Here is a 13,378-nt window from a genome sequence, read left to right on the forward strand (position 1 = left end):
GAGACATTTTGAGAATGATGATTGGCAAATCTTGTAATACTAGTGAAATAGGTTTTGTATATACGCTTTTGCAGTTCATTTATTGAATACGTAATACACAGAGGGATGGATATGGGTATTATTTATTATAAGAACATTAAAGAAATAACAGGAGATATTCTTAAAGTTACTGTACCTCATACAGCGAAAGATCACACCCTTGTTGTACCGAGATTGAATGACCTGGCCTTGGTCCATACTACCAATGATTCAATGCTTTTAGCACAAATTACTCATTTACAGGAAGACGTAGTAACGTTACAGATATATGGTAGTACTAAGGGATTGGCTACAGATTCGGCCGTAACATTTCTTGGTCATCCTATGATGGTGACCTATTCCCCTAATATTCTTGGACGAGTTTTTAATGGAACTGGTAAAGCAATTGATGGCGGACCAGATCTTGAACAAGATGATAAAACACCTATTCGTACTGCAACAGTCAATCCAACACGACGCACTTTAGCGTCAAAAATGATCCGTACCGATATACCGATGATTGATGTATTTAATTGTTTGGTTGAAAGTCAGAAAATTCCTATATTTTCTATAGCTGGTGAACCCTATAACGAATTGCTGGCAAAGATTGCCACCCAGGCTGATGCCGATATTATTATTTTTGGTGGTATGGGATTACTTTTTGATGATTATTATGCATTTCGTAAAACATTCGAAGATTTTGGTTCCATCGCTCGAACCATTATGTTTGTTAATCAAGCTTCAGACCCAATTTTGGAGCGATTATTAGTTCCAGATCTTGCACTTGCGGTTGCTGAAAAAATGGCAGTGGAGGAAGGCAAGCGTGTGTTGGTCTTACTGACTGACATGACGGCATTTGCTGATGCACTCAAAGAAGTCGGAATTGCAATGGAGCGAGTTCCATCTAATCGTGGGTATATGGGCGATTTGTATTCTCAATTGGCAAAACGTTATGAAAAAGCCTGTGATTTTCAGGGGGCTGGTTCGGTGACCATACTTTCTGTCACTACGATGCCGGGTAATGATGTAACTCATCCAGTTCCTGATAATACTGGGTATATTACTGAAGGACAATTTTATTTGCATGCAGGATCTATCGATCCGTTTGGTTCTTTATCGCGATTAAAGCAACACGTTATTGGCAAACAAACCAGAGATGATCACGGTCAAGTAATGAATGCTATGATTCGGTTCTATTCAGCAGCCTGTGAAGCAGAACAAAAAAAAGCTATGGCTTTTGAAATCTCTGAGTTTGATGAACGATTATTAAAGTTTGGATTTTTATTCCGCAAACGATTTATGGACATCAAGGTATCAATATCTTTAGAAAAAGCCCTGGATTTGTGTTGGCAGACTCTTGGTGAATGTTTTCACGAAAATGAATTACTTATTAAAAAAGAATTAGTTACTAAATATTTGAATTCGCAGGCTGGTAAGCGACAGGAGGTTGATTATGAAACCAATCAAACTGAATAAAGCTTATTTAAGCATGGAGCAAAATAATTTGAAAAATTATCAAAAATATTTGCCTTCTTTGGAATTAAAAAGAAAAAAGCTACAGTCCGAACGGAATATGAATCAAAAACAGATGAACCTATATATCCAACAGGAATCAGAATTACAGCGTCGTATTGAAACACATTTGCCCATGGCTTTTTTTAATGCAGAAACGCTAAAACAATGGATCCATTTGGATACAATTGATATAGATCAGGAGAATCTGGTCGGCGTTCAATTACCGGTTTTAAGATCCATCCAGTTTAAAATTGTTGATTACGCCTATTTTAATTCTCCTCATTGGATGGATTGTTTAATCCGTTTGGTATGTCAATCAATTGAATTGCGATTACATATTAAAGTAATGGAATCACGCCAGATTTTGTTAAATAAATCCATTCAAACGGTTACACAACGAAAAAATTTATTCGAAAAAGTGTTGATTCCTACCGCGCTAAAGAATATTCGTTTAATCCAGATCTTTTTATCTGATCATGAACGTGCTGCGGTTGTGAGTTCCAAAATTGCCAAAAAGAAAAGGCAGTTATCATGAGCATTGCATCGTTTAAAAAAGTGACTATTTTAGGTCTTAGTAGCGATATATCAGCGATTTTAAATGCATTGCAAGACTTGGGTTGTATCCATTTAATTGCCATAAATTCTCCAGGAACCTCTAATTTAATAAATGCATCAACAACCTTGCTGGATCAGATCAAAATGGCTTTGCGTTACTTGAACGAGTCGCCAGAGCAGGGGAGATCCCGTTTATTATGGAAAAATTTCAATCCAGATCAGGTGGTAAAAGATATTTTAGCCAATCAGCATGCATTAAGAGATGCGATTGATCGACATGAGTTTTTAAAAACCAGAATCAAAGAATTATCTCAATGGGGGCACTTTATTTTACCTGCTGAAGAAGAATTAGGCGGTATTAAATTATGGTTTTATAAAATTAACCTTAAGGAAATTGCATTAATTCCAAGTGATCAACCCATTCAAGAGGTATACAGAACCCATCGTCATGTTTATATTGTGTGGTTGTCTGAAGAGGAACCGCTTTTGTCACCCTTTAGTTCTGCCAGAGTTCATACAGGTGCAGTTGCTCTAAATTGTCTTCGGGACGAACTGGATGAAATTAATGAATTAATTGATGATTTGATTGATCAACGACGAAATCTGACTCGTTACCGGTATCTTCTGTCTCGTGAAGTTGCTCAATTTTCAGATCGTACCCAATTGAATCAAGCCAAAGATAAAATTCAGGATCATCAAGAATTTAGCGTTTTGCAAGGTTGGATTCCTGAATCACAACTGAAGCTCATTGAGCAATATTGTTCTGTAAATCAACTAGGCCTGGCCATTGAAGATCCATTAAAAGATGAATTACCGCCAACCCTGATGGAATCACCACCGTGGTTAAAGGGAGGCCAGGAATTGGTAAATTTTTATCAAACACCGGGTTATCATGCTTTGGATCCCTCACTTATGGTGTTTTTTTCATTTTCAATTTTCTTTGCGATGATTCTTGCAGATGCTGGATATGGAATCGTACTCGCTGTTTTTACCCTCATTGGTTGGAAACGGATAGGAACATATAATGCAGGATCCTGGCTACGCCCATTATTGGTAGTCATCAGTATTTTTTCAATTATTTATGGGGTGCTGCTGGGCAGTTATTGGGGTATAGAACCAAAGTCGGGCACGTTTTTAGCGCAGTTTAAGATACTCAATATTAACAATTTTAAATCGATGATGGAGCTTGTACTATTTATCGGTTGTCTTCATCTATGTATAGCCAGTGGTTTACGCTCGTGGTATGCCCAAACTCATTATGAACGAATGGAATCTCTGGGGATTATTATTTTAATCATTTCAGTCGTACTGTTATCAATTGGATTGATAGGTAGTAATAATTCTGTCACTAAGCTGGCTATTCTGATGTTAATTATCAGCGTGTTGCTCATGATGTTTTATGCTTCAAGCGAACCTGTAATAAGCCCCTTAACTTTTCTAAAAAGGGTAATCCATGGTTTAGTCGCTATAGCTGAAATACCCTCTTTATTTGGCGACATACTCAGTTATTTACGTTTATTCGCCTTAGGATTAGCCGGCGCCTCTTTGGCAATTACTTTTAACACCATGGCTCACCAGGCGACACAATCAAGTCATTGGGTTTTAGGAGTTTTGATTTTACTGGCTGGTCAAACAATGAATTTTTTGTTGTGTTTAATGAGTGCGGTAATTCATGGATTACGATTGAATTATATTGAGTTTTTTAAATGGTCTATCAAAGAAGATGGATACCCATATCAGCCTTTCAGGAAGGAGGAAATTGTTCATGAATGATTTTATGTTGCTTTTTGGATGGATGGGGATTTTTGCACCTATGGCGCTGGGAACTATAGGCAGTATCTGCGGCTGTGCTATTGCAGGTCAGGCCGCAATTGGTGTCATGTTAGATACTGAGGGTGGGTATGGAAAATATATTGGAGTTTCGGTACTTCCTTCTACTCAGGCTATTATGGGCATCGTCATTATGTTCAGTTTAAATAGAACTGTAACACCACAAGTTTCCGGAGGCCTTTTTGGTATTGGAATGTTAACAGGTATTGCCCTGATGGTTTGTGCCATTCAACAAGGAATTTGTTGCGCCAGCGCGATAAATGCAACTAAAAATAAACCTGAAATATTTGGCTTGTCTATTGCTCCAGCCGCGATAGTAGAAGGTTTTGCTGTATTTGTGTTTGTATTTGCTTTGGTATTGAGTAATGGACTTTAGGAGTTCACTATGGAATCCAGGAAAGAAAATGCACCCGATACTATCTCTCAAGGGATAGAAACACTGATAGATAAATTAAAACAAAATGGTGTTAATGCAGGAAAAGAAGAAGCCGAAAAAATAATCAATGCAGCTCAAGAAAAAGCCAATAAAATGTTGAATGATGCTCAACTTAAAGTTAAAGCATTAATGGAAGAAGAGCATCAATACATTTTAAAAGAAAAGAAAGCTGCTGAAGATGCGCTTCTGCTTGCTGCTCGTAATATGCGAATTGAATTAAGACAAAAATTAATTGACAGATTTTCTTTGGAAGTCAAAAGACTTGTTCATAAAGAATTGGACAACGAAAATACCTTACGTGAGTTAATTATATTATTGGGAATTAACACTGTTGAGCAGCTGAATGCATTTAAGGCGAAAAATATTGAAATTCAGTTACCCGAAAAAGCGCTTGATTTTGATGAAATCCGTAAAAATCCTGATTTAATGGACGGTGATTCTTTAAAAACCTTGGTTCAATGTATCACGAATAAAATGCTGCAAGAGGGAATGCAAGTTCGAATTAATTCATCCAATACTCATATGACAGGTCTTAAAATCCATCTTATTGATGAGGATATTGTGCTGGATTTAAGTGAAGAAGCCGTAAGCCAATTACTCATCAAGCACATGCAGCCTCGATTCCGGGCATTGTTGGAAGGATTGCTGCAATGACGACACAATTCTATACCGTAGTTTCCAGTCTGCCTCGAATGAGCGCGTATTTTAAAATTAAGGAAACACCTATATCGAGACTTCAGTTGGAAAAACGCCTAAAACTGTTGCCTTCTACACAATATGAATTGCTTATTAAAATAGAATCGTTGGTTTGGACCAGCTGGTTTCAACCGCAACACAGTTTAAATGAAACAAAAATGGAATGGCTCAATCTACCAAAGATTGACTCTGCTTTAGTTCGTGAAGTCATTGCCTGGTATTTGGATTTACGCAGTATTTTAACGGCGCTTCGGATGAGAAATGAGAAGAAAATACCGCCAGATGGCACCACAGATTATTGGATTACACGTTGGAGTTATAAATTAAAACAAAACTGGAATCAACCTGATTTTGGATTACAAGCAGTGTATCCCTGGCTTCCAAAAATAGCAGTAGAAATAGCAAAGGATGATATTTTAGCTGTTGAAGAGTTTTTATTAGTTCACATTTGGAATTACCTATCAATTATAGAAACAGGCCATTATTTTGATTTCGAATTCCTCATTATCTATTTGCTAAGGTGGAATATAATTGATTATTGGTCCAAATTTAATAAGTTCAGTATTCTAAAAAATCTTGATGAATTGATTAATTTAATAATCGATGAACATGATTTATGTACTAAGCTCTTGGCTCCTAATCAAGGAAGCAGGTCATGAACGACAATTATAATCCAACAGAACACTACGGTGCATCAGTAATTGCTATTCAGGAAGGAATAGTTCAGATCAAACAAACGAACACTCAACCATTAATAAAAAATGAAATTATTTATATTTGTCCCGAGCAAGGAAATGTCGCGATAAAAGAACGAATTATGGGAGAAGTCTTGCATGTAAAGGGCGACACAGCGATTGCTCAGGTATTTGAAGATACCAGTGGAATTGCAATTGGTAATCGAGTAGAGCAATCAGGAGAACAACTTTCTGTTCTTTTAGGTCCGGGTTTATTGGGAATGATTTACGATGGTTTGCAAAATCCACTATTGAATTTTGCCAGCAAATACAATTATTTTTTACCTCGAGGGGTTCGTGAGTCGGCACTTGATCTGGGAAAAAAATGGGTTTTTAACGCGGTAGTTCGAGCAGGTGATATTCTCGGCGCCGGTAGTGTTTTAGGAACTGTTCAGGAAGGTCGATTCACTCATAAAATAATGGTTCCTTTTGATTTGGGGCAAAATATTCAAGTGGATTGGATTCAACAGGGCACATTCACTGTTGACACACCTGTTGCACGGCTTGTTGATGAGGGACATCATCATCTGGACGTATCCATGATTCAGAAATGGCCTGTACGAACTCCAATTGCTCAAAAGCTCATTATGAATCACCAAGCACAACGCCTCTATCCAACACAACCCATGATAACTACTTTACGTCTGATTGATACTTTTTTTCCTATTGCTCGAGGGGGAACAGCCTGTATTCCTGGACCATTTGGTGCGGGAAAGACGGTCTTGCAAAACCTGATTGCTCGATATTCAGATGTGGATATAGTCATCATTGTGGCTTGTGGTGAACGAGCTGGAGAAGTAGTTGAAACCATTACTGAATTTCCCAAGTTAATTGACCCGAAATCCGGCGGAACGCTTATGGATAGAACGATTATCATTTGTAATACTTCTTCTATGCCAGTAGCTTCAAGAGAGGCATCAATCTATACCGGGATTACTTTAGGTGAATATTATCGCCAAATGGGTTTTAATGTTCTGCTTATTGCTGATTCTACTTCTCGCTGGGCGCAGGCCATGCGAGAAACTTCAGGTCGAATGGAAGAAATCCCTGGAGAGGAAGGTTTCCCTGCCTATTTAGACAGCAGTATTCGTGGATTATATGAGCGGGCAGGTATCATTGAATGTCCTGATAACTCGGTGGGTAGCCTGACGATAGTGGGCACTGTTTCTCCCGCAGGAGGTAACTTTGAAGAACCCGTAACTCAATCGACATTAAGTGCCGTTAAAACGTTTCTTGGATTAAGTTACGATCGAGCTTATAAACGATATTATCCTGCTGTTGATCCACTAATTTCATGGTCACGTTATCGTGATCAGCTAAAATCATGGTTTGATACCAATCTCGAATCTACCTGGACTGCTAACGTAAACCAGATAACCAAGCTCTTGCATCAGGGGCAGGATATCCTCAATATGATGCAGGTGACAGGGGAGGAGGGGATTACGATGGAGGATTACATCACCTATCAGAAATCGTTAATGTTTGATATGGTTTATTTGCAACAAGATGCTTATGATTCTGTTGATGTATCCGTTCCCTTAGCCAGACAAAAACAATTATTTAATCTTTTGAATGATATTATTATCAAAGAATATGAATTTGAAAAAAAAGAGAGCGCACGGAATTTTTTTATTGAGTTAATGGGTTTATTAAAGAATTTAAATTATTCGCCACTCGATTCTGATAATTACACCAATTATTACAGGCAAATTATTGAATTAACTAAATTGACAGTGTGAATCTGAATATTAATTGAAATTATAAATCACTGAATCAAAAAAACGATTTACTCGCAGTAGTTTAATATTAATGATGCCTTGTGAACTATAGACCAGTTTAAGGACAGTCATTTTTTATCTGATATCCATAATTCTTGTTACTTCTGTTGGCATGAGTATTTTATTAAAATTTTCTTTCACTGCAATATAACTGGCTAATTTTCTCCGTTCGATTTTGTCTCATTATTTGATTTATTCAGCAGTGTTTTGACCTTAATCATGATGTTTTTATTGCCCTATCTGCAAACCATGGCGCAAAGTCCTGTATTAATCATACAGATTGGTTCTTTAATTCATTATTGCTTTTAGTTCCGATAAAGACTGTCGGCTTTGTACTATACTTCTAGTATAAAGTGTAATCAAAACGGAGTTTATTGTGCACGAATCATTACACACGCTATTTTTTGCTCAAGGAATCGGACTTTATTTGATTATTATTGCAATTATTATGTTGACTCGTGCTGCCTATTATCAGGAGATGTTGACCCATTTGAAAGTAGGTAGTGCAACCATAGTTGTTGCTGCAACAATCGGATTAATCATCGGGATACTGATGGTTCTGGTTCATAATATCTGGATTTGGGAGTCAGATGTACTGATTACACTTATTGCCTGGTTATTAGTCATCAAATCAGTGATGTGGCTTGCCTTTCCTGAATGTATGGTCAAATATACTGAGAAAGTCTATTCTGGATGGGGATATTATCTGGTAGCGATAATAGCAGCGATTATTGGAATAGTTCTGTTAGCGCATGGATTTTTTCTGTTTGGGCTTGCCTGATTCATTACACTAATGAACTAACATGTGCCAAACTTATATAGATGATCTTGTATTCATGTTCCTATGAGATCATAAAAATTAGGTATTGGTACTTGGTTTAGTTTTTATTAACGTACAATGAGTTTCAGGAAATTTCTTTTGATAATGGTTGCGCTCGGAATATTGAGGGATGCGTTATTCCGGTACTTAACGCAATTACGGTTCTCATAACATTCTTTATAAAATACTCGCTTAAAAAGTAGTAATAGATACTCAGGGAAGAACATATGATTACTTTATCCAACTGGTTTCAAGTAGGCCAAATTCCATCTAATCTAATAAGTGGTCAGTATGATCCTGTATTAGTAATTCTATCTTATGTCGTCGCTGTTCTTGCCTCATGCGTAGCACTGAACCTTGTGGGTCGACTTAGTGCGGAACAAAATCCGCACGCAAAAATATACTGGCTTGCAGGTGGTGCGTTCACTATGGGGGCAGGTATTTGGTCCATGCATTTTATAGGCATGTTGGCGTTCATAATGCCCATGCCTATGGATTATGAATTAGCCTGGACGCTTGCCTCTTTAATTATGGCTATCCTTGCTTCTGCTTTGGCTCTCTTTATTCTGCAAAAACACCATTATTCTATTTATCAGTTTGCTCTGGGGGGCGTAATTATCGGACTTGCCATATCGACCATGCATTATATGGGGATGGAGGGAATGAAAAGTCACGTTAATATTCATTATGTACCAAGTTTATTTTTTCTCTCGGTCGTGATCGGGATAACTGCCGCAGAAGCGGCTCTTTTTCTCGCATTACAAAGCAACCAGGGTTCATCAAGACGGCAATATTATCTTAAAATTATCAGCGCGTTAGTTATGGGTATTGCCATTTGCGGTATGCACTATACCGGTATGGCGGCAGCTCTCTTTACTCCCATTCCTTTTCACGACATGCCGGTAAACGAGCAGGCAATCCAACCCAATTATCTGGCTTTCTTTATTGCTGGAATTACCGCATTAATAATCAGTCTGGCCTTAACCGTATCAAACAGTTATAAAAAAATGATCGCTGTTGTAGAAAACGAAAAAAATTTTTTAAAAGCGATGTTGGATAATCTGGAAGATGGAATCATCGCCTGTGATGCGAAAGGTAGAATTACCGTATTAAACCGTACCTTGCAAAACTATATGAATGGTGTTGCAGACAATCTGGTTATTGATGATCTGTTTGATTATTTCAGTTTATCCACTAGGGATCACACGCTTTTGCACAAAGAAGATTTTCCTTTGCATCGTGTATTGAGGGGCGAATCGGTGCATGGAGTTGAACTGATTATGAATTTTACAAGTAATACAATACGTGATGTCGTTATGGATGGACAGAAAATCGTTAATTCCGATGGTGATATTTTAGGCGCTGTCGCAGTCGTGCATGACATTACAGAATTAAAAAGAACAGAGAAATTAAAGAATGAATTCGTCTCTATTGTCAGCCATGAATTAAGAACACCATTAACTTCAATTCGTGGATCATTGGGCCTATTAGTCAGTGGCGTTATGGGGGAATTCAGCGAAAAAGCGAACAAGCTGCTTGAAATAGCAAATAATAATTGTGAACGTTTGTTGTTATTGATCAACGACATCCTGGATATAGAAAAAATTGAAGCAGGGAAAATGGATTTTCAAATAAAGACCTATGATTTGAATCATTTAATTTCTGAGTCGATTGCGGCCAATAAAATGTATGCGGAAAAATATGGTGTATTTATAGACTTTATTCCGCCTGAATCTATCATACAGGTTGATGTAGATTCCAGCCGTTTAATGCAGGTCTTAGCTAATTTGCTTTCAAATGCATGTAAATTTTCTCCGAAAGGTGAACACATTACTGTAACTATGAAACAAATAAAATCTACAGTACGTGTATCGGTCACGGATAAGGGATTCGGGATACCAAGCGAATTTCAATCTCGAATCTTTCAAAAATTTTCTCAGGCAGATTCCTCAGATACACGAGGTAAAGGCGGGACAGGACTGGGTTTAAATATCAGCAAAACCATTATTGAAAAACTGGGTGGAGTTCTTAATTTTGAGAGTGAGCCGGGAAGTCAAACCACATTTTATTTCGATCTTCCTGTCACCGAAGTCAAACCGAGTCCTGTAATAGCCAATACAATTGATGCGCAGTCAGCCCAAAGAAGATTGCTTATATGTGATGATGATCAGGATCAATCTGAATACCTCAGACTGCTTTTAGAATCAGCAGGATTTATTGCTGATGTTGCTGATAGCGTTACTCGGGCCAAACAATTATTAGCAGAACATCAATATCAGGCTCTTTTGCTGGATTTAATATTACCTGATCAGGATGGGATTGCTTTTATTCGAGAGTTACGCGCGCAAGACAGAACTAAAGATTTACATATTATTGTTATTTCGGTAATTGCTCAAACGGGTCATGCGCTATTAAATGGGGATGCGGTTTCTGTAGTCGATTGGTTTGATAAACCTATAGATTTTAATAAATTATTAACGTCCATTAATCGATTAAAGAAAAGGAATGGTTCAACTCCCAGTCTTCCTCTTATCTTGCATATTGAAGACAACATCGATATGCAACATGTGGTAGGTACCTTGCTTGAGCAACACGCATTGGTTTCTACCGCCATCAATTTGCAGCAAGCGAAAGAACTGCTGGATAAAAATGATTATGATTTAATAATTCTCGATTTAATGTTGCCTGATGGTAATGGCATTGAAATTTTACCGCTGCTTGCTCAGTATCATTCTCCCGTACTGGTATTTTCTGACATGCAACTTAATGAAGATTATGCAAAATATGTAAGTCAGGCATTAGTTAAATCAAACTCCTCCAATGAGGTTCTATTAAATACAATCATGAATCTTCTTTAACTGAGCTTATTTTTTAAGGATCGATAATGATACAAAGACAACTTAAAAATATCTTATATGCTGAAGATGAAGACGATATTCGAGCAATTGCGCAAATTGCTCTGGAGGATATTGGATTATTCACTGTACGTTATTGTGTTAATGGTAAGGAAGCTTTGAACGTAGCGAAGAGCTTTATACCTGATTTAATTTTGCTGGATGTTATGATGCCGGAAATGGATGGCCCAACCACTTTGGCTGAACTGCGAAAAATAACCGATTTTTCTGACATCCCAGCCATCTTTATGACAGCTAAAATTCAAGTTAATGAAATTGAGGAATATAAAGGGCTAGGAGCTATCGATGTGATCGCTAAACCCTTTGATCCCATGACGCTTGCAGAAACAATTCAGAACGCATGGTTAAAATATCATGAATATTAATGCGCAAAACAAGCTCAATGAGCTTATCGCCATATACAGTAAAAATTTGCCTGAGAAAATTCATCGCATTGAGATGCTTTGGAAAGAACAACAGCATCATTGGAATGTGGATCACTTTCAGGATTTTCATAGGGAAGTACACAGCTTATGTGGCTCATCAGGTACTTACGGTTATATGGAACTAAGTAAAGCCGCGCGTCAGATGGAGGTATTTTTAAAAAATATTTTAACTCAAGGCCAACTGACTCAAGAAGACAAGAAACACATTGCGTCTTATATCAATCAATTAAAAAAAGTGCTGTCTCTTGAGCTACCCAAAAAACTCCCAGTGGTTGAATCAAGACCTGAACCGCAAGTTGAGAAAATGGTTGTTTATATTTTGGAGCAGGACAAGAATTTAAACCGTCAATTGTATGAGAGTCTGAAACAAATAGATTATGAACCCTTTCAAATCCAGGATCTGATTACTTTACGTCGAGCAGTTGAAGAACAAGTACCTGTCGCGATAATTCTTGATACTTATTATTTAAAGAACAATGGAATTGAATATATTTTAGAGCTACAAAAGGAACAACCAATTCCTATTCAATTACTGTGCATTCTCCCCAATGAAGACATCAAGCCTCGTCTGGAAGCAATTCGTGCTGGATGTACTGCTTTTTTTCAAAAACCAATAGACGTTATTCAATTAACCCAAATTTTAAATTACAAGTGCAGTACCATCGCGGATGAATCTTATCGAATTTTAATTATTGACGACAGTGAATCGTTGGCTGAGTATTATTCACTGATTTTAAATCAAGCAGGGATGAACGCTCGAGCGATAACCAATCCCTTGAATTTATTAAAAGAGCTTGAGTCATTTAAACCGAATCTCCTGTTAATGGATGTCTACATGCCGGAGTGTACTGGTTTCGAATTGGCTGCAGTACTTCGTCAGGAAAGTCGATATACTAAGATTCCAATTATTTTTTTATCTACCGAAGACGATAAAGATAAGAAGTTATTTGCCATCAGTCTGGGTGGTGATGATTTTTTAACAAAACCGATTTCACCACAGCATTTAATTTCCGCTGTCAGATCACGATCAAAACGGGCAAGCATTTTAAATTATTATATGACAACGGACAGTCTTTCCGGGTTATTGAATCATTCCAGTATTTTAAATCAGTTGGACATTCAACTGGCGAAAGCACGACAAGAACATTTGCCTTTGTCATTTATTATGGTTGATATCGATCATTTCAAAAAAATAAATGATAGTTTCGGGCACCCTGTTGGTGATATGGTCATAAAAAAATTATCGTCCATGTTTTTATCGAGAATTCGCAGTCAGGATAATGTAGGTCGCTATGGGGGGGAGGAGTTTGCTTTGATTTTTCCTGGAACCACACCTCATCATTCCAAAACTATTGCAGATAATTTAAGAGAACAGTTTTCGCAATGCAGATTTATAATTGAGAATGAACATTTTAGCGTTACATTCAGTGCTGGCATCTCCTTTTTTGATGGGTTCAAGAGTGGGTCAACAATTATAGAACAGGCAGATCAGGCATTATATCAAGCGAAACAGTTGGGGCGTAATCTGGTAGTTATTTTTGATAAGTAGGTTGAATATAGTACCATTTCGAGTAGATCACCAGATCGACGAATGATTTAAATAGATACACATCTCGAAGTCTCGACGTCCCGTGGACAAGCCACGGGACGTCGAAA

Annotated in this window: 11 protein-coding genes; all 11 read left to right on the forward strand. The window is 37.5% G+C overall.

Going from position 1 to position 13,378, the window contains the following annotated elements:
* Nucleotides 1–111: 111 nt before the first annotated feature.
* The gene (locus IZU94_RS00400; protein WP_203107293.1) at nucleotides 112–1,494 is read left to right on the forward strand and encodes a V-type ATP synthase subunit B; all 1,383 of its coding nucleotides are present in this window, start codon (nucleotides 112–114) and stop codon (nucleotides 1,492–1,494) included.
* On the forward strand, nucleotides 1,472–2,068 hold the full coding sequence (locus IZU94_RS00405; RefSeq protein ID WP_238400265.1) for a V-type ATP synthase subunit D: 597 nt from the start codon (nucleotides 1,472–1,474) through the stop codon (nucleotides 2,066–2,068). Before IZU94_RS00400 ends, IZU94_RS00405 begins: the two co-directional genes overlap by 23 nt.
* Nucleotides 2,065–3,861 carry a V-type ATP synthase subunit I gene (locus IZU94_RS00410; RefSeq protein WP_203107295.1) on the forward strand — a complete coding sequence of 599 codons (1,797 nt, stop codon included), beginning with the start codon at nucleotides 2,065–2,067 and terminating at the stop codon, nucleotides 3,859–3,861. Before IZU94_RS00405 ends, IZU94_RS00410 begins: the two co-directional genes overlap by 4 nt.
* Nucleotides 3,854–4,294, forward strand: a complete 441-nt coding sequence (locus IZU94_RS00415) for an ATP synthase subunit C (RefSeq protein ID WP_203107297.1) — start codon at nucleotides 3,854–3,856, stop codon at nucleotides 4,292–4,294. Before IZU94_RS00410 ends, IZU94_RS00415 begins: the two co-directional genes overlap by 8 nt.
* Nucleotides 4,295–4,303: 9 nt before the next feature.
* Nucleotides 4,304–5,008, forward strand: a complete 705-nt coding sequence (locus IZU94_RS00420) for a hypothetical protein (protein ID WP_203107299.1) — start codon at nucleotides 4,304–4,306, stop codon at nucleotides 5,006–5,008.
* The gene (locus IZU94_RS00425) at nucleotides 5,005–5,709 is read left to right on the forward strand and encodes a DUF2764 family protein (RefSeq protein WP_203107300.1); all 705 of its coding nucleotides are present in this window, start codon (nucleotides 5,005–5,007) and stop codon (nucleotides 5,707–5,709) included. Before IZU94_RS00420 ends, IZU94_RS00425 begins: the two co-directional genes overlap by 4 nt.
* Complete coding sequence (locus tag IZU94_RS00430) at nucleotides 5,706–7,523, forward strand: V-type ATP synthase subunit A (protein ID WP_203107302.1); 1,818 nt, start codon at nucleotides 5,706–5,708, stop codon at nucleotides 7,521–7,523. Before IZU94_RS00425 ends, IZU94_RS00430 begins: the two co-directional genes overlap by 4 nt.
* Before the next feature lie 415 nt (nucleotides 7,524–7,938).
* Nucleotides 7,939–8,343 (forward strand): hypothetical protein, encoded by a 405-nt coding sequence (locus IZU94_RS00435; protein ID WP_203107304.1) that lies wholly within the window; start codon nucleotides 7,939–7,941, stop codon nucleotides 8,341–8,343.
* Between the two features lie 266 nt (nucleotides 8,344–8,609).
* Nucleotides 8,610–11,240: an MHYT domain-containing protein gene (locus IZU94_RS00440; protein WP_203107306.1), complete on the forward strand. Its 2,631-nt coding sequence runs from the start codon at nucleotides 8,610–8,612 to the stop codon at nucleotides 11,238–11,240.
* Between the two features lie 26 nt (nucleotides 11,241–11,266).
* Nucleotides 11,267–11,662, forward strand: coding sequence for a response regulator (locus IZU94_RS00445; protein ID WP_203107308.1), 396 nt, complete (start codon nucleotides 11,267–11,269; stop codon nucleotides 11,660–11,662).
* Nucleotides 11,652–13,271 carry a diguanylate cyclase gene (locus IZU94_RS00450; RefSeq protein WP_203107310.1) on the forward strand — a complete coding sequence of 540 codons (1,620 nt, stop codon included), beginning with the start codon at nucleotides 11,652–11,654 and terminating at the stop codon, nucleotides 13,269–13,271. The genes IZU94_RS00445 and IZU94_RS00450 overlap by 11 nt, the downstream gene beginning before the upstream one ends.
* Nucleotides 13,272–13,378: the final 107 nt, after the last annotated feature.

The sequence above is a fragment of the Legionella bononiensis genome (genome assembly GCF_016786215.1).
GTDB lineage: Bacteria > Pseudomonadota > Gammaproteobacteria > Legionellales > Legionellaceae > Legionella > Legionella bononiensis.

Coding starts and splice junctions, on each gene's coding strand:
- IZU94_RS00400 (WP_203107293.1), top strand. CDS start 112: ATGGGTATTATTTATTATAAGAACATTAAAGAAATAACAGGAGATATT.
- IZU94_RS00405 (WP_238400265.1), top strand. CDS start 1,472: ATGAAACCAATCAAACTGAATAAAGCTTATTTAAGCATGGAGCAAAAT.
- IZU94_RS00410 (WP_203107295.1), top strand. CDS start 2,065: ATGAGCATTGCATCGTTTAAAAAAGTGACTATTTTAGGTCTTAGTAGC.
- IZU94_RS00415 (WP_203107297.1), top strand. CDS start 3,854: ATGAATGATTTTATGTTGCTTTTTGGATGGATGGGGATTTTTGCACCT.
- IZU94_RS00420 (WP_203107299.1), top strand. CDS start 4,304: ATGGAATCCAGGAAAGAAAATGCACCCGATACTATCTCTCAAGGGATA.
- IZU94_RS00425 (WP_203107300.1), top strand. CDS start 5,005: ATGACGACACAATTCTATACCGTAGTTTCCAGTCTGCCTCGAATGAGC.
- IZU94_RS00430 (WP_203107302.1), top strand. CDS start 5,706: ATGAACGACAATTATAATCCAACAGAACACTACGGTGCATCAGTAATT.
- IZU94_RS00440 (WP_203107306.1), top strand. CDS start 8,610: ATGATTACTTTATCCAACTGGTTTCAAGTAGGCCAAATTCCATCTAAT.
- IZU94_RS00445 (WP_203107308.1), top strand. CDS start 11,267: ATGATACAAAGACAACTTAAAAATATCTTATATGCTGAAGATGAAGAC.
- IZU94_RS00450 (WP_203107310.1), top strand. CDS start 11,652: ATGAATATTAATGCGCAAAACAAGCTCAATGAGCTTATCGCCATATAC.